Source organism: Burkholderia diffusa (assembly GCF_902499115.1).
Lineage (GTDB): Bacteria > Pseudomonadota > Gammaproteobacteria > Burkholderiales > Burkholderiaceae > Burkholderia > Burkholderia diffusa.
This window is the reverse complement of record NZ_CABVPN010000023.1, coordinates 99,729-124,441: the sequence shown is the minus strand read 5'-3', so window position 1 is coordinate 124,441 and position 24,713 is coordinate 99,729. Positions and strand designations below refer to the sequence as shown.

At 68.4% G+C, this 24,713-nt stretch carries 20 protein-coding genes and 1 pseudogene; 3 read left to right on the top strand and 18 right to left on the bottom strand.

What is annotated here, in order from left to right; translation table 11 throughout:
* Positions 1-226: 226 nt before the first annotated feature.
* Positions 227-1,585, top strand: coding sequence for an aspartate aminotransferase family protein (locus BTE28158_RS23025; protein ID WP_151049876.1), 1,359 nt, complete (start codon positions 227-229; stop codon positions 1,583-1,585).
* Between the two features lie 57 nt (positions 1,586-1,642).
* Here BTE28158_RS23025 and BTE28158_RS23020 read toward each other — a convergent pair whose 3' ends face one another.
* From BTE28158_RS23020 to BTE28158_RS23000, 5 genes are all read right to left on the bottom strand, one after another.
* Complete coding sequence (locus BTE28158_RS23020) at positions 1,643-2,860, bottom strand: serine hydrolase domain-containing protein (RefSeq protein ID WP_239007427.1); 1,218 nt, start codon at positions 2,858-2,860, stop codon at positions 1,643-1,645.
* A gap of 71 nt (positions 2,861-2,931) precedes the next feature.
* Positions 2,932-4,128 carry a serine hydrolase domain-containing protein gene (locus tag BTE28158_RS23015; protein ID WP_151049872.1) on the bottom strand — a complete coding sequence of 399 codons (1,197 nt, stop codon included), beginning with the start codon at positions 4,126-4,128 and terminating at the stop codon, positions 2,932-2,934.
* A gap of 65 nt (positions 4,129-4,193) precedes the next feature.
* Entirely contained in the window at positions 4,194-5,609 is a 1,416-nt protein-coding gene (hydA, locus tag BTE28158_RS23010) for a dihydropyrimidinase (RefSeq protein ID WP_151049870.1), read from the bottom strand.
* A 10-nt stretch (positions 5,610-5,619) separates the two neighbouring features.
* Positions 5,620-6,348 carry a maleate cis-trans isomerase family protein gene (locus BTE28158_RS23005; protein ID WP_151049868.1) on the bottom strand — a complete coding sequence of 243 codons (729 nt, stop codon included), beginning with the start codon at positions 6,346-6,348 and terminating at the stop codon, positions 5,620-5,622.
* A gap of 51 nt (positions 6,349-6,399) precedes the next feature.
* Positions 6,400-7,698, bottom strand: coding sequence for an MFS transporter (locus tag BTE28158_RS23000; protein ID WP_124624587.1), 1,299 nt, complete (start codon positions 7,696-7,698; stop codon positions 6,400-6,402).
* Positions 7,699-7,870: 172 nt separating this feature from the next.
* Here BTE28158_RS23000 and BTE28158_RS22995 point away from each other — a divergent pair, with 172 nt between their 5' ends.
* Both BTE28158_RS22995 and BTE28158_RS32570 read left to right on the top strand, forming a co-directional pair.
* Positions 7,871-8,584, top strand: a complete 714-nt coding sequence (locus BTE28158_RS22995) for a GntR family transcriptional regulator (protein ID WP_151049866.1) — start codon at positions 7,871-7,873, stop codon at positions 8,582-8,584.
* A gap of 103 nt (positions 8,585-8,687) precedes the next feature.
* Positions 8,688-8,810, top strand: a pseudogene (locus tag BTE28158_RS32570) (AsnC family transcriptional regulator); the annotation flags it as partial.
* 9 nt (positions 8,811-8,819) lie between these two features.
* On the opposite strand, the gene BTE28158_RS22990 reads toward BTE28158_RS32570, so the two are convergent.
* The 13 genes from BTE28158_RS22990 to BTE28158_RS22930 form a co-directional block, all read right to left on the bottom strand.
* Entirely contained in the window at positions 8,820-9,437 is a 618-nt protein-coding gene (locus BTE28158_RS22990; RefSeq protein WP_059604755.1) for a 3'-5' exonuclease, read from the bottom strand.
* A gap of 227 nt (positions 9,438-9,664) precedes the next feature.
* Positions 9,665-11,389, bottom strand: coding sequence for a tannase/feruloyl esterase family alpha/beta hydrolase (locus BTE28158_RS22985; RefSeq protein WP_151049864.1), 1,725 nt, complete (start codon positions 11,387-11,389; stop codon positions 9,665-9,667).
* Positions 11,390-11,417: 28 nt separating this feature from the next.
* Positions 11,418-12,566 carry a porin gene (locus tag BTE28158_RS22980; RefSeq protein ID WP_059604750.1) on the bottom strand — a complete coding sequence of 383 codons (1,149 nt, stop codon included), beginning with the start codon at positions 12,564-12,566 and terminating at the stop codon, positions 11,418-11,420.
* Between the two features lie 66 nt (positions 12,567-12,632).
* Positions 12,633-13,838, bottom strand: coding sequence for a 3-(3-hydroxy-phenyl)propionate transporter MhpT (gene mhpT, locus BTE28158_RS22975; RefSeq protein WP_174920101.1), 1,206 nt, complete (start codon positions 13,836-13,838; stop codon positions 12,633-12,635).
* Positions 13,839-13,980: 142 nt separating this feature from the next.
* Positions 13,981-15,888, bottom strand: a complete 1,908-nt coding sequence (locus tag BTE28158_RS22970; RefSeq protein ID WP_151052421.1) for a feruloyl-CoA synthase — start codon at positions 15,886-15,888, stop codon at positions 13,981-13,983.
* Positions 15,885-17,333, bottom strand: a complete 1,449-nt coding sequence (locus tag BTE28158_RS22965) for an aldehyde dehydrogenase (RefSeq protein WP_174920099.1) — start codon at positions 17,331-17,333, stop codon at positions 15,885-15,887. Before BTE28158_RS22965 ends, BTE28158_RS22970 begins: the two co-directional genes overlap by 4 nt.
* 47 nt (positions 17,334-17,380) lie before the next feature.
* Positions 17,381-18,211: a p-hydroxycinnamoyl CoA hydratase/lyase gene (locus BTE28158_RS22960; protein ID WP_050013424.1), complete on the bottom strand. Its 831-nt coding sequence runs from the start codon at positions 18,209-18,211 to the stop codon at positions 17,381-17,383.
* A 231-nt stretch (positions 18,212-18,442) separates the two neighbouring features.
* Entirely contained in the window at positions 18,443-18,946 is a 504-nt protein-coding gene (locus tag BTE28158_RS22955; RefSeq protein ID WP_151049199.1) for a MarR family winged helix-turn-helix transcriptional regulator, read from the bottom strand.
* 171 nt (positions 18,947-19,117) lie between these two features.
* A complete protein-coding gene (locus BTE28158_RS22950; protein ID WP_151049202.1) occupies positions 19,118-20,017 on the bottom strand; it encodes an SMP-30/gluconolactonase/LRE family protein in 900 nt (299 codons plus the stop codon).
* Between the two features lie 51 nt (positions 20,018-20,068).
* Positions 20,069-21,088, bottom strand: a complete 1,020-nt coding sequence (gene araH, locus BTE28158_RS22945) for an L-arabinose ABC transporter permease AraH (protein ID WP_059604732.1) — start codon at positions 21,086-21,088, stop codon at positions 20,069-20,071.
* 32 nt (positions 21,089-21,120) lie between these two features.
* On the bottom strand, positions 21,121-22,662 hold the full coding sequence (gene araG / locus BTE28158_RS22940; RefSeq protein ID WP_151049230.1) for an L-arabinose ABC transporter ATP-binding protein AraG: 1,542 nt from the start codon (positions 22,660-22,662) through the stop codon (positions 21,121-21,123).
* 20 nt (positions 22,663-22,682) lie between these two features.
* Positions 22,683-23,696 (bottom strand): arabinose ABC transporter substrate-binding protein, encoded by a 1,014-nt coding sequence (locus tag BTE28158_RS22935; RefSeq protein WP_059604729.1) that lies wholly within the window; start codon positions 23,694-23,696, stop codon positions 22,683-22,685.
* Positions 23,697-23,779: 83 nt separating this feature from the next.
* Positions 23,780-24,709, bottom strand: a complete 930-nt coding sequence (locus BTE28158_RS22930) for a Gfo/Idh/MocA family protein (protein WP_059604726.1) — start codon at positions 24,707-24,709, stop codon at positions 23,780-23,782.
* Positions 24,710-24,713 lie beyond the last annotated feature (4 nt).

Below are 24,713 nucleotides of genomic sequence, written 5' to 3'. Positions count from 1 at the left end.
CGAGGATGCATCTGTCGCTTACCTCATTTCAAAGCTGCCTTCGCCAGAATGTGTGCGCACACTCACTTCTCAGTGACAGAGAAAAGACATATGTCGTCGTATCTTTATGCGCAGAAACTCGACGTCTGATGGGTACGCGGTCAGGCCCGAATCGACCGCGCGCATGGAATATGACAAGCTCTCGAAGGCATCACCCGTCCATGCAAACCCGTCACAGGAGCCTCAATTGCAGACCCGCCACGGAGTCGACCTCATCCGCGCCCGCGCGCTGTTCGATCGCGAGCGCCGTGCATTCACCGAAGCCATGCCGATCTCCCGCGCGTTGTCCGCGGAAGCGTCCGAGCATTTGCTGTTCGGCGTGCCGTTGCACTGGATGCAGGACTGGTCGACGCCGTTCTCGCTGGTCGTGAAGGAAGCGCGCGGCGCGACGTTCACCGACGTCGACGGTCATCGCTACGCGGACTTCTGTCTTGGCGACACCGGCGCGATGTTCGGCCATGCGCCCGAGCCGGTCGCGCGTGCACTTGCCGAACAGGCGACGCGCGGCTACACGACGATGCTGCCGAGCGAGGACGCCGCGTGGGTCTCGCGAGAACTCGCGCGCCGCTTCAAGCTACCCGTCTGGCAATTCGCGTTGAGCGCGAGCGACGCGAACCGCTTCGTGCTGCGCTGGGCGCGCGCGGCCACCGGCCGCAACACGATCGTCGTGTTCAACGGCTGCTATCACGGCACGGTCGACGACGTGTTCGTCGACCTCGTGGACGGCCGCCCGGTGCAGCGCGACAGCCTGCTCGGGCAGTCCTACGATCTGCTCGCGAACACGCGCGTCGTCGAGTTCAACGATCTCGACGCGCTCGAGGCGGCGCTGAAGAACGGCGACGTCGCGTGCGTGCTCGCCGAGCCGGCGATGACGAACATCGGGATGGTGCTGCCCGATCCGGGCTTCTGGGAAGCCGCACGCGCACTGACGCGCCGCTACGGCACGCTGCTCGTGATCGACGAAACGCACACGATCAGCAGCGGCCCCGGCGGCTACGCGGCCGCGCACGGTCTCGAACCGGACGCGCTGGTGGTCGGCAAGCCGATCGCGGGCGGCGTGCCGTGCGCGGTCTACGGGTTCAGCGCCGAATTCGCGGAGCGCGCGAAAGAGGCGAAGCTGAACGCGCCGCCCGGCCATTCCGGGATCGGCACGACGCTCACCGCGAACATGCTGGCCATGCACGCGATGCGCGCGACGCTCGCCGAAGTCGCGACCGATGCCGCGTATGCGCACATGTTCGAACTGGCCGCGCGGCTCGCGACCGGGCTCGAACGGGCGATCGCGAAACACGGGCTGCCATGGTGCGTGACGCGCATCGGCGCGCGCACCGAGTTCCAGTTCACGCCCGTGCCGCCGCGCAACGGCACGATCGCGGGCGAGCAGCTCGACAGCGAGCTCGAGCACATCGTGCATCTGTACCTGCTGAACCGCGGCGTGCTCATCACGCCGTTCCACAACATGATGCTCGTGTGCCCGCAGACGACGACCGACGACGTCGATACGCTCGTCGCGCGGTTCGACGCATGCCTGGGCGAACTGGCGTGACGTGATGCGGCGGCCGCTCGGCTCGCCCGCAGCGGCAAGCCGAACGCGCGCCCGGCGCTACTTCGGCAAATCCGTCGGATCGACCTGCGTGCCGGGCACGCCTGCGGTGCGCGCGCTCGCTGCAAGCTCGTCGCGCAGCGCCGCACGCGGATCGCCGCCGCCGACCCGCTGCCCCGACGCGGCGGCGCCATCGAGCGCCGGCAGGATGTAGCCGCTCACCATCCGCCGGAACAGCTTCACGTTCTCCGCGTCGCGCAGGCCGCCGTCCACCGGCAGCACGCCGGTCATCACGATCACCGTGTTGCGCTTCGGCAGCACCGTGATGAATTGCCCCTTGAAGCCCATCGCGTCGAATTCGGGCTCGCGCTCGACGATGTTGTTGATCCACCAGTAGTAGCCGAAATGCGGCGACACGCGCGGCGACGTCATCTGCGCGATCCACGCCTGCGGCACGACCTGGCGCCCCTGCCAGCGCCCGCCGTCGAGCACGAGCATGCCGATCTTCGCCATGTCGACCGCGCGCAGCCGCAGCCCCCAGCCGGCCGATACGAGCCCCGTGCGGTCCGCGCGCTCCCATGCTGCGCGCTTCATGTCGAGCGGGCCGAACAGGTGCGCCTGCGCATAGCGCTCGACGGGCTCGCCGGCCGACGCGCTCAACATCGCCGATGCGAGGATCGGATTCACGTCGGTGTACTCGAACGCGGCGCCGGGCGCCACCTTCGGCGCGGCCGACGCGGCGAGCTTCAGCCGGTCCGGCGCGGTGTAGTAGATCGGATCGTCCTTCGGGCTGAAGTCGTAATGCAGGCCGCTCGACATCGACAGCACGTGCTTCAGCTCGATGCCGCGCTTGTCCGCGAGCGCGTCGCCGAGATCGGGGCGCCACGCGGCGAGCCGCGCGGCCACCGGCTCGTCGAGATGCACGGCACCGCGATCGACCAGGATGCCCGCGACGAGCGACGTCACGGCCTTCGTCACCGAATACAGCTCGTAGGTCGAATCGCGCGACGCGTTCGCACCGTAGCGCTCGAAGATCAGCTTGCCGTCCTTCACGACGAGCAGGCTGTACACGTCGAGCTTCTGCTCGCGGATCCAGCGCGACAGCTCGACGAGCTTGCGCGAATCCACGCCGACGTCTTCCGGCGCAGCCGCCGCGATGCCGGTTTCATGCAGCGGCGGCAGCGCATCGGCCGCGTGCGCCACGGATGGCACCGGCGCCGACGCCAGCGCGCCGCCGCCGATCAGCAGCGCCGCAACCCGCGCGAGCAGCCGTCGCATGAAAGGCGCCGCCGGGCGCCGCCCATCGCGACGCCACATGGACAAACGGTCAATGAAATTTGCAATCCTCATCAAATCTCCGGCGCATCGTTGAACGCGGCGGCGGTCCCGGGCACGCCTTTCGTGCGACGGCTGCGCGCGAGTTCGTCGCGCAGCGCCTGCGTGGTTTCCGCGCGCTCGACCGGCGGCTGCGCGGGCGCAAGCGCCGGCAGGATGTAGTCGCCGACCATCCGCCGATACAGGTTCAGATAGGTCGCGTCGCGCAAGCCGCCGTCGGTCGGCAGCAGGCTCGTCATCACGATGACCGCACGCTGCGCGGGCAGCACCGTGATGAACTGCCCCTTGAAGCCCATCGCACCGAATTCCGGCGTGCCGTGTTCGACGACGTGGCTGATCCAGCAGTAATAGCCGTAGTCGGCCGCGGCCGGCGACGGCGTGGTCATCTGCCGGACCCAGCCGGCCGGCACGATCTGCTTGCCGTTCCAGCGGCCGTTGTCGAGCAGCAGCATGCCGATCTTCGCCATGTCGACGGCGCGCAGCCGCAGGCCCCAGCCGCCCGCCACCGCGCCGGTGCCGTCGGCGCCGCTCCAGCGGTAATGCGCGAAGCCGAGCGGCTCGAACAGCCGCTTGCGCGCGAAGTCGTCCTCGCGCTCCCGCGCGGCGATCGACACGGCCGTGCCGACCAGCACCGGGTTCACGTCGATGTAGTCGAAATGCGTGCCGGGCGGCTGCGCGGCCCGGCTCGTCACCGCGACGCGCAACCGGTCGGGCGCGTCGTAATACAGCGGATCGGTGCCTTCGCGCGTCGTGTAGCGCAAGCCGCTCGACATCGACATCAGATGCCGCAGCTCGATGTCCTGCTTGTCCGCGAGTTCGCTCGCGAGATCGGGCCGCGCGGCCGCGATCAGCGGCGCGACCTTGGTCGACGGGTCGAGCTTGCCCTCGCCGTCGAGGATGCCGGCGAGCAGCGCGGTGATCGTCTTCGTCACCGAATACAGCTCGTAGTTGTTGTCGCGCGTGAGGCCGTCGCCGTAGCGCTCGAACACGATCTTGCCGTCCTTCACGACGACGAGGCTGCGCACGTCCATCCGGTCGCGGCGCAGCCATTCGGACATCCGCACGAGCGGCGCGGAATCGACGCCGACCGCTTCGGGCACGACGCTCGGCAGGTCCTGCGGCCCGCCGCCCGCGGCCAGCGCCGGGCCGCCGCACGACCCGGCGACGATCGCGGCGGCCGCGATGCCGCGCATTGCGTGGGAAACGCTCATGCTTGCTCCTGTGGAAATGCGCAACCGCCGTTGCCGGCGGAGCTGCACATCAAATTGCCGTGAAGTCAGTCGAGACACGGTTTGCCGGCCGGCAGGAACTGCCCGCGCCCCGGCTCTGCGGCGAGCAGCCGGCCATCCTCGACGAGCAGTTCGCCGCGCGACAGGCAATGACGCGGCCAGCCCGTCACCTCGATCCCTTCATAAGGCGTGTAGTCGACAGCATGATGCAGCGACGCATTCGCGATCCGCACGCGCTTGTCCGGGTCCCACACGACGATATCCGCATCGGCGCCGACCGCGATCGTCCCCTTGCGCGGATACAGCCCGTACAGCTTCGCGGGCCGCAGCGACGTCAGCTCGACGAACTGGTGCAGCGACAAGTGACCCTTGCGCACGCCGTCGAACAGCAGCGGCAAGCGCGTCTCGAGCCCCGGAATTCCGTTCGGGATATGGTCGAACGCCACGGCATGCCCACCCGGATGCTTGCCGCACGGATCGTCGTAGTTGAACGGCGCGTGATCGGACGAGAATACCGAGAACACGCCCTGCTTCAACGCCTTCCACACGGCCTGCTGGTTCGCCGGATCGCGCGGCGGCGGGCTGCACACGCACTTCGCGCCTTCGTACCCGTCGTGACCGCCATGGCCGAGATCGGCTGCCGTCAGGTACAGGTACTGCGGGCAGGTTTCGGCCAGGATCGGCAACCCGCGCGATTGCCCCCAGCGGATCTGCTCGATCGCCTCGGCACCCGACACATGCACGATCAGGATGGGCACATCGACGAGTTCCGCGAACGCGATCGCGCGATGCGTCGCCTCGCGCTCGACCACCGCCGGCCGCGCATGCGCGTGGAAATGCGGCGCGACGTGGCCGTCGCCGAGCAGCCGCTCGGTCAGCCAGCCGATGCAGTCCGAGTTCTCCGCATGCACCATCACGAGCGCGCCGTGCTCGCGCGCGACCGACAACACGTCGAGCATCTGCCGGTCGTTCAGCTTCAGGTCGTCGTAGGTCATGTACACCTTGAACGACGTGTAGCCGTTCGCGATCAGCCGCGGCAGTTCCTCGGCCAGCACGTGCGGCGTCGGATCGGCGACGATCAGGTGAAAGCCGTAGTCGATCAGCGCGCGCCCTTGCGCGCGCCGGTGATAGTCGTCGACGGCCGCCTGCAGCGACTGCCCCTTCGCCTGCGCGGCGAACGGCACCACGGTGGTCGTGCCGCCGCACAGCGCGGAGCGCGTGCCGGACAGGAAGTCGTCGGCCATCTTCAGCCCGTCGGGCATCGGCTGGTCGAGATGGCAATGCGCATCGACGCCGCCCGGCATCACCAGCATCCCGGTCGCGTCGAGCTCGCGCGGCGCGCGCGGGAGCCCGTGGCCGAGCATGGCCACGCGCCCCGCGCGGATGCCGATGTCGCACGAGAACCGGTCCGCCGCCGTCACGACGTCCGCGTGACGGATCACGAAATCGAGATCGTTCGACATGGCGCGCGCCTCAGATCACGTCGCTGAAGAGACGCCCCCAGCCCTTCACCTGCCGCGTGTCGTAGTCGGCGAGCTGCAGCGACTTCCACACGACGGTCGAGATCGTGTCGTAGATCGGAATGCCCGTCTCTTCCTCGAGCGCCGGCACCAGGTGCGCGGCGTTCAGGTTCGTGCAGAAGATCGAGATCGCGCGCGGGCCGGCCTTCGCGACTTCGCGCACCATCCCGCTGATCTGGTCGCCGGTCACTTCGGAGAACGAGAAATTGACCTTGAGATTCAGGTGGCGCTCGGCGATGCAGTTCAGCCCCGAGCGGCGGTAGTTGTCGACGATCTTCGTCTGCACGTCGTCGAGGTACGGCGTAACGAGGCCGAACTCGTGCGCGTGGGTCTTCTTCAGGATCTCGTTGAGCGCGAGCACGGAGGTCGTGGCGGGAATCCCCGTCGCCTCGGTGATGCGCTGGCACAGCCGCTCGTCGGCCTCGAAGCCGAGCCAGCCGGACGACGTGCCGTTCCACGCGATCACGTCGACCTTCGCGTCGGCGAGCAGCCTCGCGGCCTGGATGATATTGTCGTCGTCGAACTGGCCGAGCGCCTGGCCCGTCAGCGAGATCTCGGTGACGGGGAAGCGCGCGAAGTGCGCGGACACGCCCGGCAGGCCGGCGACCATCGCGCTCGTCAGCGGCTCGAGCGACGTGTTGGACGACGGGGTGAGCATGCCGAGCAGGGTACGTTTCTTCATGATGGGTTTCTCTCTACCAGTGAATGCAGTCGATGCAGTGAAAGCGGTTGGTCAGACCGGGAGCTTGTTTTCGTAGTCGATCGCGCTGGAGCACACGAGCAGGCCGACGCCGGCCGCCGCGAACACCATCAGCGCAAGGAAATAGGAACCGGTGAACTGCACGATCGTGCCGACGACGATCGGCACGGTGATGCCGCCGATGTTGCCGCCGAGGTTCATGAAGCCGCCGAGGAAGCCGATCTTGTTGCGCGTGCCGAGCGACGACGGAATGCACCAGTACAGCCCGCACCAACGCAGGAAGAACAGGGTCGACGACAGCAGCGCGACGCACACGACCGGGCTCTTCACGTAGGCGACCGAAAAGATCGACACGGTCGCGATCACGGCCGCGATGCCGAACAGCGTGCGCATCACGACGTTCGGACGGCCGCCCGCGGCCTTCCACTTGTCGGCGATCCAGCCGCCGAGCAGCTCGCCGACGAAGCCGCAGAAAAAGATGATGAAGGTCGAGCCGCCCATCTGCTTGATGTCGAAGCCGTGCACCTTGTGCAGGTAGTTCGGCATCCACGTGAGCAGCCCGTAGAACACGCTGTTGAAGCACATCCAGCCGAAGAACATGCACCACACCGAGCGGTACTTGAAGAAGTCGCGCGAGCGGCCCGACGCATTGGCCGGCTCGGCCGCGAGATCACTCGCGTGCGACGCCTCGATGTAGTCGGCTTCGAGATCGTTGACGCCCGGATGCTCGCGCGGCGTATTGCGGATGTAGTACCACGCGAGGAAACCGGCCAGCACGGTGCCGACACCGGCGACCGCAAACGCGAGCCGCCACGAGCCGAGCAGCGCGATCAGCCCGGCGATCAGCACCGCGCCCAGGGCCGCGCCGAGCGGCGCGCCGCCGTCGAGCAGCGTGGCGCCGCGACCGCGCTCGGTCTGCGTCATCCAGATCGCGTTGAGCTTGCCGCCGGCCGGATAGATCGGCGCTTCGGACGCGCCGAGGCCGAGGCGCGTGAGCAACAGCGACGGCGCGTTCGTGCACAGCGCGGCGATCGCCTGGAAGAAGCCCCAGAACACGGTTGCCGTCGCGATCACGATGCGCGGCTTGAACCGGTCGGCCAGCATCCCGCCCGGGATCTGCATCACCGCATAGGTCCAGAAGAACGAACTGAGGATCAGACCCTCCATCGCCGGCCCGATGTTGAACTCTTGCGAGATGTAAGGCATGGCGACGGACAGCGACGCGCGATCGACGTAGTTGATCGCGATGAGGCTCAGCATGACGACGAATATCTTCCAGCGGACGGCGGATTTGCCGACCGTCATGGCGGCGACACCGGAGGTTGAAGACATGGACGGACTCCAGGAGTGAACGAGGATGGTCAGGACGTCGCGCAACGTGGAGCCGAGTATAGGATTAGAAATTTATAATTACCGTTAGCATAAACACTTGGTTTCATTGAATTTGTTGTATAACTAAGATGGTGCAGGGTAAGCCCCGATATCGTGATAAGCTTGCCCCATCATGAGCCAGACACCCCGCAATCCCCTGCTTCTGCGCACCCGCGGCATGGCCGCGGAGATCGCCGCGCGCCTGCGCGTGATGATCGACGAAGGCGAATTGCCGCCCGGCGCTCGGATCGACGAAAAGGAACTGAGCCTCGCGTTCGACGTGTCGAAGACGCCGCTGCGCGAAGCGCTGAAGGTCCTCGTCGCGGAAGGCGCCGTCACGCATCGCCAGTACATCGGCTATCGCGTCGCACCGATCGACGTCGACGATCTCGTGTCGACGTTCGAGCTGCTGCACGGGCTCGAGGCGATGGCGGGAGAGTTGCTGCGCAAGCGCATCGCCGCGTCGACGCTCACCGCGTTGCAGGCGAAGCACCGGCGGATGGTGGAGTGCCACGAGGCCGGCAAGCGTGTCGAATATTTCCGGCTGAACCAGCAGATTCATCAGATGATCGTCGACGCGGCGGGCAACCCGGTGATGTCGGGCATTTATGCGTCGCTGATGTCGAAGGTGCACCGCGCACGCGGCGCCGCGAACGCGGACACGCTGCGCTGGGCCGAATCGCTGCACGAGCACGAAGCCATCATGGCCGCGCTCGCCGATCCCGACCACACGCAGCTGCCGCAGGTGCTGCGCAGCCATTCGGAGAACACCGCGCGCGAAGTGCTGGCGATCCTCGATCGCACGAGCACGTCCGACGCGCCGGGCAAGCGGGCGGCCGAAGCGTAACCGCTTCGTGACAGCCGCCCTGTTCCGGCGGCCTGACGGCCGTTACACCGCCTTTAACGCGCGCCGCGCCACTTCCGCGAAATAGCACGCACCGACCGGCCATCAGCACCACGCGCTCACGCGCGAGCTGTTCTTCGCGAACAACAACGTGAAGCGGTTCAAGACGCTGGTGAGCATGAGCCGCGTGAAGGTCGGGCTCGAGGTGCCGGTGGAGATCGGCGAGTGACGATCGACGTCAGCGCCGGTCGGCGGCCAATGATCCGAAAAACGTCGCGACCTTGGCCTTGCTCGTCGCCTGCAATCGCGACATGAGCCCGTGATCGACTTGTCGCAGCCCGTAAGTCTCGCCGATGTCGCGCTGCATCCGGCACCACAGATGGCTCGCGATCTCCGCGTCGACCATCGCGCGGTGCGCACGGCCTGCCTTCGGCAGCCGCAGCATGTCGGCGAGGCTCGACAGCCGGTGACTTTGCGCATGCGGGTAGATGCGCCGCGCGACGAGCATCGTGCACGCGAACGCATGCTCGGCCGCCATGCCGAGCATGCCCAGTTCGGCCTGCCAGAATCGCTTGTCGAAGCCGGCGTTGTGCGCGACGACGGGGTGGCTTCCGACGAATGCGGCGGCTTCCTTCATGACCTTCGACACCGGCGGCGCCGACGCAATCATCTCGTTCGTGATTCCGGTGAGCGCGACGACGTCGGACGGAATGCGGCGCCCCGCGTTCATCAGGCTCTGGTAGCGGTCGACGATCTCGCCGTCGCGCAGCAGAATCACGGCGATCTCGGTCGCCCTGTCTCCCATGTTCGGGGAAAGCCCGGTTGTTTCGAAGTCGAGTACCGCAACGGTTTGCATGGTCGAATCAGAGGAAGGATACCTGGCGGGCAACGTCGATCAGGACGCGTCGCGCCGATGGAAAAGCGCCATAGTATCCCCGGATGCGGCGTCCGGCGGCAAACGCCATCGTCGCGCGCGGCGCATCGCCGCTTCCGTTCAGGCCCGCACGATCGCCACGTCCCCTGCAAAACGACGGTGAATGCACCGATGCACCCGCGCAGCGGTACATTCACACGCCCGCTACGTCAGCGACAACTGAAGCTCGCCGCCGAGTTCACGTCGCCCGACCCGTTGTAGCGCGCGACCTGCGGATACGGACACAGCGGACGCGTGCGCCCCGTTCCCCACGACGTCGGCACGTCCGCATTCGGCACCGCGTTCGTCGTGTCGCGCGCCGCGGCGACGATCGCCTTGGGCGCCTGCCCCTGCTCGACCCACGCGACGAGCGGCGTCAGCATGTCGAACTGGTCGGCTGCCGGCCCGCCGGAGCAGTGGTTCATGCCCGGCACGGGATAGAAGCGCGCGAAGTCCGACGCGTCGCCGCCGTTCACCTGCGCGAGCCGCCCGTACCAGTCGCTCGTGTCGTTGTACGAGAAGACCGGGTCGCCGGTGCCGTGATAGACCAGCAGCTTCGCGCCGCGCGACTTCAGCGCGGACAGGTTGGTCTCGTCGGGCGGCGTCATGAACGACCACGCGGATTGCGTGTATGGGCCGTTCGTCGCGAAGATCGCCGGCGCGTCGTTGTCCATGTCGAAGCCGAGCGCGAAGCCGGCGAGGTTCGCGAGCGTCGCGGCGGTTTTCGGCGGCGTCATGAACGTGAACGCCATCGCGGCCGGGTCGAGCGTGATCGAATTCGACTGCTTCCACGCGGCCCAGCCGCCGCCGGCAATGCCCGGATCGTACGGAAAGCTCGCATAGAGCGCCGTGCCCGCGCTGTTGCGCGCGCCCGCGAACACGTTCTCGAGCGCGCTCTTCTGCGCGATCGTCAGGCAGGTGCCGGTACGCGTTCCGTTCGCGCAGGTCGGGATGTCCGTCTCGACGCTGAAATGCGCCTGGCATGCGGCGACGTCCTGCACCATCCCGTCGGCAGCGCCGTCGAGCGCATCGCATTTCTCGAGGATCTTCGCGCCGACGAACTGCCGCTCCGCATCGTTGAAGCCGCTACGGATGTCCGGCAGCCCGTTCGAGCCGGTCGCCGACGCGATCTTCGCGAACTGCTGCGCGCCGTACATCTCGCCGATCGCCGCCTTCGGCAGATGGAAGCCCGGGTCGCCCGCGATGATGCCGTCGTAGTCGGCCGGGTTGCGCACCGCCGTGACCATCGCATGACGGCCGCCGTTCGAGCAGCCGCCGAAATAGCTGCGGTCGGGCGCCTTGCCGTATGCAAGCCGGATCACCTGCTTCGCCATCGGCGTGAGCGCGTCGACCGCGCCGTAGCCGTAGTCGATGCGCGCCTGCGGGTCGAGTCCGAACAGCGGGTTCTGCGCGGCGCTGTGCCCGGAATCCGAGCTGATCACCGCGAAGCCCATGTTCAGGGCGTCGGTCAGCGGTCCGCCGCCGCCGATCTCGCCGGTCGCGGTCACGACGTTGCCGTCGAGCCCGCCGTTCGCCTGGTAGAAGAAGCGGCCGTTCCACGCTTTCGGCAAGCGCATTTCGAAGCCGATCGCATAGGTCTTGCCGTCGACCGCGCTCACGCGCTCATTCATCTTCCCGTCGATCACGCAGTGCTCGGCGATCGGCTTGCCGGCCACCGTCAGCGCACCGGCGGCCGCGGTCGTCACCGACGTGAACGACGTGTTCGCATACGACAGCTTCGCGGCAAGCGCGTCGCAGGTCTGCGTCATCGCGGCCGGCGTCGCGGCGCTCAGGTGCGTCGGCGTGGCGCTGACCGAATCGTCGCCGCCGCACCCGGCGAGCATGGCCGCCGCCGACAGCGGTGCAATGCAAAGGAATGCAGATTTTCTGTTCAAGATAGCTCCCGTTCGTCAGGCTGCCGGATCAGAACATGTGCCGCACGCCGACCATCGCGCCGAGCTGCCCCATCCCCGCGCCGGGCGTCGTGCCGGGCCCGCCGCCGCTGACCGCGTAGCGTGCATGCGCGCTGTTCCACAGATACGACGATTGCGCGTAGACAGCCGTGCGCTTGGTCAGCAGATAGGTCGCACGCAGCGTGGCCATCGTCGCGCGCGTGTCGTGCGCGCTGTTGACGATCCGGTAACCCTCGCCATCGACGACGAAGTCGGGCTTGATCGCATACGACGCACCGACGAAGAACAGGTCCGAATGCGCGCCGGGCGCGGCCGGCGAACCGGTCGACACGCGCCGCCCGATCCAGCCCGCGCCGATCTTCGCGCCGGCCGCCTGCGCATACGCGCTCACGTGCGTGCGCGCGTCCTTGCCGCCGCTGCTGGTGAAGGGGACGGGCGCGACGCCGTCGAAGAAATTCGCGGCCGCGCCGGTGCCGCCGCGCTGCTCCTCGTACGACGCCGCCGCACCGAAATACGCGCTGTCGTACTTGAGCATCACCGACCAGTTGCGGCACTGGACGGCATCGCCCGGCACCTGCCCCGCGCACGTGCCCTGCCCCGGCGAGTTGCCGGTGCCGGCGCCGTCGCGGCCGAACGAATACGCGGCGCCGAGCGTCACGCCGCGATACGTGCCGACGTAGGTCACCGCGTTGTCGGCGCGGCCGTTCGGCACGTATGCGTCGAACGAGCCGAGCCCGTAGATGTCGGGGCCGATGATGTCCGCGCCCTGCAGCGCGAGATAGGTCATCGTGTACTGGCGGCCGAACGCGAGCGTGCCGAAGCCGCTCTTCAGCCCGACGAACGCCTGCCGCCCGAACAGCCTGCCGCCCTGCCCGAGATCGCCGCCGCGCACGTTGAAGCCGCTTTCGAGCGTGAATACCGCCTGGTAGCCGCCGCCGAGATCCTCGGTGCCGCGCAGGCCCCAGCGCGACGGCAGCTCGCCCGTCACGCCCGGCATGCGCACGACGTGGTCGCCGGCGGCGTTTGCGTGCGACACGAACTCGACGCCGGTGTCGATGATCCCGTACAGCGTCACGCTCGACTGCGCGTGCGCAACCGGCGCGGCCAGCGCGCAGCACGCGCCGGCGGCCAGCAGGCCGTTCCTTGTCTTCGTCTTCATTTCGTTGCGTCTCCAGACCTTGATGAATTGCGCGCTCTGACGGCGCGCATGGATAAAAACGAAACGTCAGTCGCTCGCTTGCGGGCGGCGAATCAGCGCCAGCGCGGCGACGGCCGCGACGAGCGTGACGGGGATGCTCGCGCCGATCACGACGGGCGCGCTGCGGCCGGCGGCCAGCAGCGTCGCGGCCGCGAGCGGCCCGACGACGGAACCGAGCCGGCCGACTGCCACCGCCGCGCCGACGCCGGTGCCGCGCATCGCGGTCGGGTAATAGATCGCCGCGAGCGCATACAGCACCGACTGCCCGCCGACCACGAACATCCCCGCCGCGAACGCGGCCGCCGCGAGCGACGCGAAACCGGGCGCGGCCGCGAGCGCGGTGAGCGACAGCACGATCCCGACATACATGCCGCCAACCACGCGCGACGCGCGCATCCGGTCGAGCGCCGCGCCGATGCCGAGCGCGCCGAGCCCCGCGCCGACGTTGAACGCGATCTGCACGAGGCCGACGTGCGCGCGATCGAGCCCGCGCGAGGCCATCAGCGAAGGCAGCCAGTTCAACAGGAAGTAGAGGACGATCAGCGTGCAGAAGTAGCTGACCCACAGCGCGACCGTCGATGTCGTGCGGCCGTCGCCGAACAGCGTGCGCGCGACGCTGGTGCGCGCGGCCGGCGTGCCGGCGACGTCGAGATACGCGCGCGATTCCGGCAGGAACAACGCCAGCAGCGGCACGAGCAGCAGCGGCCCCACGCCGCCGACGTAGAAGATGTGCCGCCATTCGGTATCGCCGGCGAGCAGCACGCCGATCAGCGACGCGATCACGCCGCCGAACGGGATGCCGCAGTACATCGTCGCCACCGCGCTGCTGCGCGAGCGCGGCTCGACCGCCTCGGACGACAACGCGATCAGGTTCGGCATCGCGCCGCCAAGGCCGATGCCGGTCAGCACGCGCACGACGACGAGCATCGCGAAGGTCGATACCTGCGCGGTGGCGATCGACAGCAGTCCGAACAGCACGGTCGACGCGATCAGCACGCGCTTGCGTCCGATCCGGTCGGCGAGCCACCCGCCGAGCATCGCGCCCGGCAGCAGCCCGAAGGTGCCCGCGCTGAACGCGATGCCCATCTCCGACACGGAAAGCCCGAATTCGCGCGCCATGCGGGGCGCGGCGACGCCGACCGACTGCAGGTCGAGCCCTTCGAGGAGTGCGATCGCGAAACACAGCGCGAGCGTGGTCGCGACCGTGGGTTTTTCGGCAACGTAAGTGTTCATCGTGTCTCCAGTCCCATGTCTTGTAGTCGGTCGGCCCGTACCGGCCGACCTTATCAGGCAGCCTGATTCACTGGCCGCAAGAATGCCTGCCGGTATCGTGGCCGGCAGGTCGTTGTTCCTGCTTGCTTCGGTTTGCTTCTGCTTACGCGTAGATCACGTCGGGATCGCGTCGCGCCGGGTCGTACAGCGCGTCGATCGTCGCCGCGCGATGCTTCTGCACGGCCGCCTGGTTCAGCGAACCCTTGTCGGTCACTTCACCGAGATCGAGCGACGGCGGCGTGTCGATCAGCCGGATGCGCGCGACGAACGTCGAACCGCCGCTTGCATGCCGGTTCAGCCCGGTGAGCCATGCTGCGAACGCCGCGCGCACGGCCGGCGCGCGCAGCACGTCGGAAACCGATGCATCGGCTGCGAGCCCCGCCAGCGCACGGCACGCGTCGATGCGCGGAAACACCAGCAGCCCGATGTCGTCGCGATTGATCCCGGTGACGACCACGTCCTGCACGTACGGCGCGCCGCTCGACACCGCGTTCGCCCGCAACGGCCCGACGCTGACGAACGTGCCGCTGCTCAGCTTGAAATCCTCGGTCAGCCGGCCGTCGAACAGCAGCCCGAGTTCAGGCCGCGCCGGATCGGCAAAGACGCCCGCGTCGCCGCTGCGGTAATACCCCTCGTCGTCGAACACGTCGCGCGGATCGACGTCGGCATGCCAGTAGCCGCGCATCACGTTCGGCCCCTTGAAGCGCAGTTCGAGCTTGCCGCCGCACGGCACGAGCTTCGCGTCGCAGCCGGGCGCGGGCAGGCCGATATAGCCGGCGCGCATCAGCGGCCCGGTCGTGAACAGGCACGACGGCGACGCCTCCGTCATCCCGAGGCCGGCCATGATCCGGATGCGCTCGCCGCAATGCGCGTCGGTCACGCGGTCGAGCCGGTCCCACGCGGCCTGCGACAGCCCCGCGCCGCCGAAGAAATACAGCTTCACGCGCGAGAAAAACGTGTCGCGCAGCACGGCATCGCGCTCGAGCGCGGCCGTCAGCTCTTCCCAGCCCTTCGGCACGTTGAAGTAGATCGTCGGCGCGATCTCGCGCAGGTTGCGCACGGTTTCGTCGAAGCGGCCCGGCATCGGGCGGCCGTCGTCGATGTACAGCGTGCCGCCGTTGTACAGCGCGATGCCGAGGTTGTGACTGCCGCCGAACGTGTGATTCCACGGCAGCCAGTCGACCAGCACCGGCGGTTCGCGCGTCAGCTCGGGCATCGTCTGGCGCAGCATCTGCTGGTTGCTGCACAGCATCCGGTGCGTGGTCGGCACCGCCTTCGGCAGCTTCGTCGAACCCGACGTGAACAGGATCTTCGCGAGATGATCGGGGCCGATTGCTTCATGGATCGCGTCGATCGTACGCGGGACGGTCGCGAGCAGGCGCGACAGCGGCACGACGCTGCCCGCCGCGTCGGTTTCCGCATCCGCATCGTTCGCGACGATCAGCGCCGCATCGGCCGGCAGCGTCGCGTCGAGGGCACGCGCAAACGGCGCGCGTTCGGCGACGAACACCGCGCCCGGCCGCAGCACGCCGAGCGTGTGACGCAGCTTGCCGTAGTCGGTCGACACCAGCGAATACGCGGGCGAGATCGGCGCATAGGGCACGCCGGCCAGCATCGCCGCGAACATCAGCTGCAGATGCTCGAGATCGTTGCCGGACAGCACCGCGAGCGGCCGCTCGACCGACAGCCCGAGATCGACGAGGCCCTGGCCGAGCGCGCGGGCGCGTTCGAGCATCTGCGCGTAAGTGATCTCGATCCAGCGGCCGTCGGCGCCGCGCCGCGCGGCGAGCACGCGGTCGGGATGCGCGTGCGCGCCGCGCACGAGGCAGTCGGTCAGGCGCGTCGGATAGTCGCCGAGCGGTTCGCGCGAGCGCAGGTACCACGTGCCGTTTTCCGCGCGACGAATCTCGGCCGAGCCGACCGCGACGGCCGCCGCGCGATAGCGCACGCCGCCCGTGTCGTTCGCCGGCCCGCTCGCGGGCGTCGCAACATTCATCGTCGGCTCGCTCATATCGGGTAGTGACGCGGTGTGGTCTGCACGGTGATCCAGCGCAGCTCGGTGAATTCGGCGATCGACGCGCGGCTGCCGAAGCGGCCGTAGCCGCTCGCCTTCGTGCCGCCGAACGGCATCTGCGCCTCGTCGTGCACGGTCGGCCCGTTGACGTGGCAGATCCCCGATTCGATCCGGCGCGCGACCGTCATCGCGCGTGCGATGTCGCGGCTGAACACGCTCGCCGACAGCCCGAACTCGCTGTCGTTCGCGAGCGCGACCGCTTCGTCGTCGCTGTCCGCGCGCAGGATCGCCACCACCGGCGCGAACGATTCCTCGCGATAAAGCCGCATGTCGCGCGTGACGCCGTCGACGATCGCGGGCTGCATCGTCGCACCCTCGATCCGGCAGCCGAGCGGCAGGCGCGCGCCGTGCGCACGCGCATCCTCGACGAGCGACGCGGCACGCGCGGCCGCGGCCGCATCGACCATCGCGCCGAGCGCATGGCCCGCCAGCGGATCGCCGGCGACCAGCGTGCGCGCCTTGTCGGTCAGCCGTTCGACGAGCGCATCGGCGACCGGCCGCGCGGCGATCACGCGCTCGGTCGACATGCAGATCTGCCCCTGGTTGAAGAACGCGCCGAACGCGATCGCGTCGACGGCCGCATCGAGATCGGCATCGTCGAGCACGAGCACCGGCGCCTTGCCGCCGAGTTCCAGCAGCACGGGTTTCAGGTGCGCGGCCGCATGGCGCGCGATGATGCGCCCGACGTGCGTGGACCCGGTGAAGTTGATCCGCTTCACGTGCGGATGCGCGATCAGCCGCTCGACGAGTTCGGGTGCGTCGGCCGCCGCGTGCGTGATCACGTTGACCACACCCGCGCCGAGCCCGGCGTCATCCAGCACCGCGCCGATCAGCGCGTGCACGCCCGGGCACGCTTCGGACGCCTTCAGCACGACCGTATTGCCGCACGCGAGCGGCATCGCCAGCGCGCGTGTGCCGAGGATCACCGGCGCGTTCCACGGCGCGATGCCGAGCACGACGCCGCACGGCACGCGCATCGCGAGCGCGAGATTGCCGGGCACGTCGGACGGAATCACGTCGCCGTCGATCTGCGTCGTCATCGACGCGGCCTCGCGCAGCATGTTCGCCGCGAGCGTCACGTTGAAGCCGAGCCAGCCGGGTGTCGCGCCGGTTTCGGCCACGCCGGTCGCGATGAACGCGTCGATGCGCGCGTCCATCAGGTCGGCCGCCTTCAGCAGCCGGCGGCGCCGCTCGGTCGGCGCGAGCGCCGCCCATGCGGGGAACGCGCGGTGCGCGGCATCGATCGCCGCGTCGGCGTCGGCCACGCCGGACGCCGGCGCGCGCGACGCGAGCGCGCCCGTCGCGGGGTTGAATCGGTCGAAGGTTCGGCCGTCGCGGGCGGTACACCACTCGCCGGCGATCAGCATCCGTCTGTCGGTCATGTCGTCTCCTGCCTTGCCTGTCTCTGTCGATTGCGTCGGCGCTTGTATCAGCGCTTGTATGCCTGCAGGCCCGGCTTGATCGTCTTGTCGTCGAGGAACTGCTTCAGCCCCTGCTCGCGGCCGCGCTCCGGATCGCGCAGCTGCGCCTGGTCGAGCTTCGCATACAGGTAATCCTCGCACTGCTCCCACGTGAGTTCGCGCGAACGCTTGAAGCCGTGCTTCGCCGCGCGCAGCACGACCGGGTTCTTGTCCATCAGCCGCGCGGCGAGCGCGATCGTCGCGTCGCGCAGGCCGGCCAGCGGCACGCTGCTGTTCACGAGGCCCATTTCGGCGGCCTCCGCACCGGTGAACGTGTCGCCGGTCATGATGTAGTGCAGCGCGCGGCGATGCCCGACCGTGTCCGCCATCGCCTTGCTGACGAGGTTGCCCGGCGGGATGCCCCAGTTGATTTCCGACAGGCCGAACACCGCTTCGTCCGCCGCGATCGCAAGGTCGCACGCGACGAGCGGCGAGAATCCGCCGCCGAAGCACCAGCCGTTCACCATCGCGATGGTCGGCTTGTTGTACATCCGCAGGCGGCGCCACTGCCACTCCGACGCGTCGCGCCGCACCTTTTCCTGCAGCGCGTCGGAGCCGCCGTCGATCTCGCGGAAATATTCCTTCAGATCCATGCCGGCCGTCCACGCGGCGCCCGCGCCGGTCAGCACCAGCACCTTTGCCTCGTCGTCGAATTCGACCGCGTCGAGGACTTCCAGCATCTCCCGGTTCAGCGTCGGGCTCATTGCGTTGCGCTTCTCGGGGCGGTTCAGCGTGACCCACGCGATGCCGGCCTCCACCTTCACTTCAACGGTCTGCCAGCGGTTGTCGTACTTGCTCATGTCGGTTCCTGTCGTTCGTTCCTGTGCGATTCGGTGCGCAGCATTCCTGCTGCGGACGGCTTCATTTAATATCAGGCTACCTGATATTGCAAGCGGCACGAGCGCCGGTGTAAACCCGGAGCGGAAAGTGGCGGCAACGATGGAATCGGGGAACGGTCAGGCGACCGGCGAGCAGGCGGGAAAGCGAACACGGGCCGCACGGGCCCGTGTCGTGGAAGTTCGGGGAAAGGGTCAGCCGCGCAGGTTGCGTACGAACAGTTCGAGCGCGCGCTGCACGTGCGTGGCGTCGTCGATGGAGACGTCGCCGAGCATTCGCGTCTCGAGCGGACGCAGCACGGCTTCGCATTCGCGCAGCATCGCCGCGCCTTCGTCGGTCAGCGTCAGCAGGATGATGCGGCCATGCGACGGGTCGGCTTCGCGCGTGACGAAACCGCGGGCGGCCATCACGCTCATGACCTCGTTCGCCGATTGCGGCGTGATGAACGAGCGCTCCGCCAGCTGCGCGTTCGACGACGCACCGCGCGCCTCGAGCACCGACAGCGCCGTGTATTGCGCGAGCGTGATGCCGAGCGGCGCGAGCGCGTCGGTCATGTGGCGGCGCAGCAGCCGTTCGAGACTGCCGACCACGTAGGTCAGGCGCTGCGGCACGCGGGCCTTCGGCTTGTCGCCCGTCGCACGGGCGGCGTTCTTCGCGGCGTTTTTCGGGTTCGCGGGCTTGGTCGGTGCGGAACTCATGGTGCGGGCGGGATGGAATTGCGGGCCATCTTACCAGCACGTCGGGGCGCGAACGGCGTGCTCCGGCAAGCCGGACTGCCACCGTGCGCTCGCGCATGCGCGGCAGACCGCGCGCCTGATCGCCTGGCTCGCCGCGTCAGACGCATCCCATGAACGGGATCCGATACGCGGTCAGCCGCGCGGCGCCCCCGCGAATCGCGCCGTCGGCAGCCCCATGTAGCGCGTCCGGGCGACGAATACGCCGCCGGCGTGCGCATCGCTCGCCAGCGCGTCATCGCTCAACCCGACATGGGCGCTCGTCACATAAAGCCGGCCTTCGGCGTCGAGCGTCACGCAGCTCGGCTGCGCTGTCGGCACGGTAACGCGGTCCGTCTCGACGCCGTCCGGCCCGTAGCGCACCACCCGCCGGCCGCCCCACTGCGCGTTCCACAGGCCGCCGTCGCGATCCATCGTCGAGCCGTCCGGGTCGCCGTCCGCATCGGTCAGTCGCGCGAACGGCCGCACATTGGCCACGTCGCCGCCCGCGCCGTAATCGCAGACGCGAATCTCGCGCACCATCGAATCGCAGAAGGTCATCTTCGTGCCGTCCGGCGAGAACGCGATGCTGTTCGCGATCGCCGCCGCCGGCAACGCAAGCCGGTCGAGCGTGAGGTCCGGATTGAGCCGGTAGAAGCCGCCGACCGCGCGCGGCGGGTCGCCGCCTTCGTCCTTCATCCCGAACACGAACGCGCCGAACGGATCGCAGCGGCCGTCGTTCAGGCGCGTCGGCAGATCGGGTTCGACGTCGACGATCCGCGTGAATTCGCCGCTGCGCAGATCGAAGAACGCAAGATGCGTCGCGAGCCCGACGAGCAGCACATTCGGCTCGTTCGTCAGCGCGAAGCACGCGAGCCGTTCAGGCATCGGCCACTGCGCGAGGTCCGAGCCGTCCGCGCGGCAGCGCCACAGCCGCGCGCCTTCGATGTCCGTCCAGTACAGCGCGTGCGTCGCGTCGCACCACGTCGCGCCTTCGCCGAGCGTATTGCGGCTGTCGACCAGCAGCGCCGCCGCGCCCGGATGAATCTGTTGCATGCCGTCTCCCGATGTCTGTCGCCTTCGCGGGCGGCCGCGCGTTCGTCAGGGTCAGATCTTCATCGCGCGCCGCTGGTTGCGACGATACTGGTCGAACAGCACCGCGAGCAACAGAATTCCGCCGCGTATCAGATATTGGTAAAAGGTCGGCACGTTCAGCAGGCTCATCGCGTCCTGCACGGAACCCATGATCAGCACGCCGACCAGCACGCCGGAAATCGTCGCGACGCCGCCCGTCAGCGACACGCCGCCGAGCACGCACGCGGAGATCACGCCGAGCTCGAGGCCGACGGACGTTTTCGGATCGCCGAGGCTCATCCGCGACGCAAGCATCACGCCGGCGAAGCCGGTCACGAGCCCCTGCAGCACGAACACCGCGATCTTGATGCGCATCACCGGCAGCCCCGCGAGCAGCGCGGCCTCGCCGTTGCCGCCGACGGCCAGCACGTTCTTGCCGAACACCGTCTTGCGCAAGAGGAAGCCGAACACGACGAAGCCGACGATGTTGCTCCAGATCGGATACGAGATGCCGAGGAACGACCCGCCGCCGAGCTCGAAGAAGCGCTCCTCCGAAATCATCACCGCGTCGCCGTTCGACGTGATGAACGCGAGCCCGCGCACGACTTCCATCATCGCGAGCGTGACGATCAGGGAATTGATCCGCCAGCGCGCGATCAGCACGCCGTTGACGAGCCCGACCGCACCGCCCGCGAGCACGCCGGCCGCGATGCCGAGCACGACGCTGTGCGTCGCGGTGATCAGCGTCGACGCGACGACGCCCGAGAACGCGACGATCGACGCGACCGACAGGTCGACCTCGCCGAGCGCGAGCACGAACATCATCGTCACCGCGATCGAGCCGATCAGCGTGACCGACAGCAGCAGGCCCTGGATGTTGCGCGGCGTGAAGAAGTCCGGCACGGTCAGCGACAGCGTCGCGAACAGCACGAAAAACACCATCACGATGCCGGAACGGTTGATCAGCTGCCACACGCCGCCGCGCGCGCGTGCGGGCACGGCGGCGGCATCGGGGGACGGGGAAGTGCGTTGGGGTTGCATTGCCTGGCTCATTTCATTTGCATCCGGTTGATCGTTGCGGGGCGCTAGCGCGGCAGCGCGAGCTTGATCAGCGCGTCGGGCGTCGCCTGCGCCTTCGCGACCTCGCCCGCGATCCGTCCTTCCTTCATCACGACGATCCGGTCCGACACGCCGATCACCTCGGCCAGGTCGCTCGACACGATGATCACCGTGCGGCCCGCTTCCGCGAGCTCGTAGAACAGGTTGTAGATTTCCGCGCGCGCGCCGACATCGATGCCGCGCGTCGGCTCGTCCATCAGGAACACGTCGATGCGCTCGGCCAGCCAGCGCGCGAGGACGACTTTCTGCTGGTTGCCGCCCGACAGCGCGCCGATCGGCGTCTCGCCGTCGCGGGTCTTGATCGCCAGCCGCTCGATGTAGCGTTGCGCGAGCTCGCGTTCACGCCGTGCGTCGAGCAGCACGCGCGCCGGGCTGAAATGCCGGCGCGCGCTGATGTTCAGGTTGTCGGCCACCGACGCGATCGCGACGATGCCCTCCTGCTTGCGGTCTTCCGGGCACAGCGCGATGCCGGCACGCACCGCGTCGCGCGGGCTTGCGAACGCGACGCGACGCCCGTTCAGCTCGACGTGCCCCGCACTCGGGCGCGCGGCGCCGTACAGCAGCTTCATCAGCTCCGAACGGCCCGCGCCGACGAGCCCGAAGAAGCCGACGATCTCGCCGCGCCGCGCGGCGAACGACACGGGCTCGGATAACCCGGGCCCCGCCAGCCCTTTCGCCTCGATCAGCACGTCGCCGGCCGTGCGCGGCCGGTAGCCGTACACGTCCTCGATCGAACGGCCGACCATGCAGCCGATCAGCCGGTCGCGATCGAGATCGGCGACGGATTCGAACGTGTCGATGCGGCGGCCGTCGCGAAACACGGTCACGCGGTCGCACAGTTCATACACTTCCTCCATCCGGTGCGTGACGTAGATGATCGCGCGGCCTTCCGCGCGCAGCGCGCGGATGATGCGGAACAGCTGCTTGGTTTCGCGCGCGGACAGCGAGCTGGTCGGTTCGTCGAACGCGATCACGCGCGCGTCGCGCATCAGCGCCTTGCCGATCTCGATCATCTGGCGCTGGCCGATCGACAGATACTTCACCGGAATGCCCGGATCGATGTGCTCGCCGAGCCGCTCCAGCGCATCGAGCGCGCGCACGGCAAGCGCACGTTCGTCGACCACGCCGAGCCGGCTCGGCAACTGACCGAGCATCAGGTTCTCCGCGACCGTCAGCTCGGGCACCAGATGCAGCTCCTGGTAGATGATCGCGATGCCGGCCTCGAGCGCCGCGCGCGTCGACGCGAAGTGCTGCACCGTGCCGTTCAGCGTCAGCGTGCCGGCCTGCGGCTGGTTCACGCCGGACAGCACCTTCAGCAGCGTCGACTTGCCCGCGCCGTTCTCGCCCATCAGCCCGTGCACTTCGCCCGCGCGCACCGACAGCGACACGCCATCGAGCGCGCGCACGCCCGGGAACGTCACCGTGATGCCGTCGAGCGCGAGCAGCGCGCCGCCGGAGGTGGCCGCGTCGTCGTTGTCGGACACGGCCGTCATCGTCTGCATCGTCATCGCGTCGTCGCCCCGCACGCTCAGATGCCGAGCTCGGCGCGCACGGCCTTCCAGTTCGCGCGCGTCATCAGCTTGCCGCTCGTCTGCGTGTCGGCGGGCGGCGTCTTGCCGTTACGGATCCAGTCGACGAGGTTCTGCGTGCTGTCCTTGCCGTGGTTCGTCGAGCTGACCGCGATCGTCCCGTAGAAGCCGGTCGGTTCCTTCTTCTGGAATTCGGCGAATGCCTCGCCCGCGCCGTTGATGCCGACGCCGATCACGTCGGCCGCCGGGATGTGCAGCTGTTCGGTCGCGCGCACCGCGCCGAGCACGGTTTCCTCGTTCAGCGCGAAGACCACCCATTTCTTCACGTTCGGATGGCGTGAGAGCACCGGGAAGGCCGCCTCCAGGCCACCGCTGTCATCGGTCGTCTTCTGCGGCGCGTCGAAGATGTTCTCCTTGCGGAAGCCGTTCGCGAGCAACGCCTGCGTCGCACCGTCGGTGCGCAGCTTCGCCGTCGGCAACTCGTAATTGGTGATGCGCAACGCGCCGACTTCCTCAGGCTTCCAGCCGCGTCGCTTCATCTCGTCGGCGATCGCCTGGCCGACCTGGTTGCCGATCTTGGTCGCCGACATCCCCAGGTGCGGCACGTTCGTGAGCGGCTTGCCGGTCGAGTCGACGAGCTGGTCGTCAACCGTCACGAACTTCATGTTGTAGCGCTTCGCGCGCGCGGCGATCGCCGGCCCGAGGCGCACGTCGGGTGCACAGATCACGAAACCCTGCGCGCCTTGCGAGTTTAGGTTGTCGATCGCGGCCAGCACCTTCTCGCCATCCGGCGTGCCGATCTTCACGACCGAGAAGTTTTCCTTCTGGCCCAGTGCGGACGCCGCGTTCTGCTCGTTGATGAACCATGCCTGCTCGGGCATCTTCACCAGGAAGCCGATCTTCAGCGGCGCGTCGGCATGCGCGGCGCCGTGCATGCCGAGCGGCGCGATGCAAAGCGCGGCCAGCAGCGCGCGCAGGGTGTGCCGGCGAATCGTTCGGTTGGTTCGGTTCATGCGGTGTCTCCTTGTCTATTGGCTGGGGTCTTCAATACTCATCGCGCCGGGTCGCGCTCGCTGTGGCGTGCGCCGGCACGGTGTCAGCGGCCGAACGCGTCGGTCCCGACGCGCCGCCCGAACAGAAACGCGTCGGCGACGAGCCGCAACGGCCGTACGTCGACGTCGCTTTCGCCGCGCGCGATCAGCGCGCGGAAATGCGCATACAGCGCCGGATACTCGCGCTCCGGCCCGATCTCGACCGGCGCGCCGTCGATCGACAACTGCGCGCCGCCGCGGCTGATCGCGAGCACGCCGTCCGACGTGTCGACCGCGATCTCCCACTGCTCGACCGGGCCGTGGCGCCAGTCGAATTCCGCACGCACCGGCACGCCGTCCGTATCCGCGCAATCGAGTTCGGCCGCGATCGGCATCTGCGCGTCGCTCGGCACATAGAGCGTCGCTTCGCGCAGCACGAGTTCGCGCGGCAGGATCCGCGTGACGATCGACAGCGCGTTGATGCCTGGATCGAACACACCGAGGCCGCCCGGCTCCCAGATCCACTGCTGCCCCGGATGCCAGCGTCGCACGTCTTCCTTCCAGCGCACCTGCACCGCGCGGATCGTGCGCGTCGCGAGCCATGCCCGCGCCGGTTCGACCGCGCTCGCGCAGCGCGAATGCCAGGTCGCGAACAGCGTGAGGCCGCGTTCGCGCGCGAGCGCGTCCAGCGCAGCCACTTCGCCGAGCGTCGCGCCCGGCGGCTTCTCGAGCATCACGTGCTTGCCGGCTTCGAGCGCGGCGCGTGCCTGCGCGTAGCGCACCTGTGGCGGCGCGCACAGCGACACGGCGTCGAGCTCGCGCTCGGCGGCCAGCAGCGCGGTCAGATCCGGATAATTGCGTACCCCGTTGACCTCCGCGTGACGGCTCGCGCAGGCGGTCAACACGAAGCCCGGCTCGGCGGCGATCGCCGGCAGATGCTGGTCGCGCGCGATCTTGCCGATCCCTATCACGCCCAGCGAAATCACCTTGCTCATTTGC

What these genes read in the sequence shown, in the direction of transcription:
- hydA (WP_151049870.1), bottom strand. Translation starts at nt 5,609, where the DNA reads ATGTCGAACGATCTCGATTTCGTGATCCGTCACGCGGACGTCGTGACG.
- BTE28158_RS22930 (WP_059604726.1), bottom strand. Translation starts at nt 24,709, where the DNA reads ATGAGCAAGGTGATTTCGCTGGGCGTGATAGGGATCGGCAAGATCGCG.
- BTE28158_RS22995 (WP_151049866.1), top strand. Translation starts at nt 7,871, where the DNA reads ATGAGCCAGACACCCCGCAATCCCCTGCTTCTGCGCACCCGCGGCATG.
- BTE28158_RS23020 (WP_239007427.1), bottom strand. Translation starts at nt 2,860, where the DNA reads ATGCGACGGCTGCTCGCGCGGGTTGCGGCGCTGCTGATCGGCGGCGGC.
- BTE28158_RS23005 (WP_151049868.1), bottom strand. Translation starts at nt 6,348, where the DNA reads ATGAAGAAACGTACCCTGCTCGGCATGCTCACCCCGTCGTCCAACACG.
- BTE28158_RS23015 (WP_151049872.1), bottom strand. Translation starts at nt 4,128, where the DNA reads ATGAGCGTTTCCCACGCAATGCGCGGCATCGCGGCCGCCGCGATCGTC.
- BTE28158_RS22935 (WP_059604729.1), bottom strand. Translation starts at nt 23,696, where the DNA reads ATGAACCGAACCAACCGAACGATTCGCCGGCACACCCTGCGCGCGCTG.
- BTE28158_RS22980 (WP_059604750.1), bottom strand. Translation starts at nt 12,566, where the DNA reads ATGAAGACGAAGACAAGGAACGGCCTGCTGGCCGCCGGCGCGTGCTGC.
- araH (WP_059604732.1), bottom strand. Translation starts at nt 21,088, where the DNA reads ATGAGCCAGGCAATGCAACCCCAACGCACTTCCCCGTCCCCCGATGCC.
- BTE28158_RS23000 (WP_124624587.1), bottom strand. Translation starts at nt 7,698, where the DNA reads ATGTCTTCAACCTCCGGTGTCGCCGCCATGACGGTCGGCAAATCCGCC.
- BTE28158_RS22960 (WP_050013424.1), bottom strand. Translation starts at nt 18,211, where the DNA reads ATGAGCAAGTACGACAACCGCTGGCAGACCGTTGAAGTGAAGGTGGAG.
- BTE28158_RS22990 (WP_059604755.1), bottom strand. Translation starts at nt 9,437, where the DNA reads ATGCAAACCGTTGCGGTACTCGACTTCGAAACAACCGGGCTTTCCCCG.
- BTE28158_RS22970 (WP_151052421.1), bottom strand. Translation starts at nt 15,888, where the DNA reads ATGAGCGAGCCGACGATGAATGTTGCGACGCCCGCGAGCGGGCCGGCG.
- BTE28158_RS22950 (WP_151049202.1), bottom strand. Translation starts at nt 20,017, where the DNA reads ATGCAACAGATTCATCCGGGCGCGGCGGCGCTGCTGGTCGACAGCCGC.
- BTE28158_RS22955 (WP_151049199.1), bottom strand. Translation starts at nt 18,946, where the DNA reads ATGAGTTCCGCACCGACCAAGCCCGCGAACCCGAAAAACGCCGCGAAG.
- BTE28158_RS22965 (WP_174920099.1), bottom strand. Translation starts at nt 17,333, where the DNA reads ATGACCGACAGACGGATGCTGATCGCCGGCGAGTGGTGTACCGCCCGC.
- araG (WP_151049230.1), bottom strand. Translation starts at nt 22,662, where the DNA reads ATGACGATGCAGACGATGACGGCCGTGTCCGACAACGACGACGCGGCC.
- mhpT (WP_174920101.1), bottom strand. Translation starts at nt 13,838, where the DNA reads ATGAACACTTACGTTGCCGAAAAACCCACGGTCGCGACCACGCTCGCG.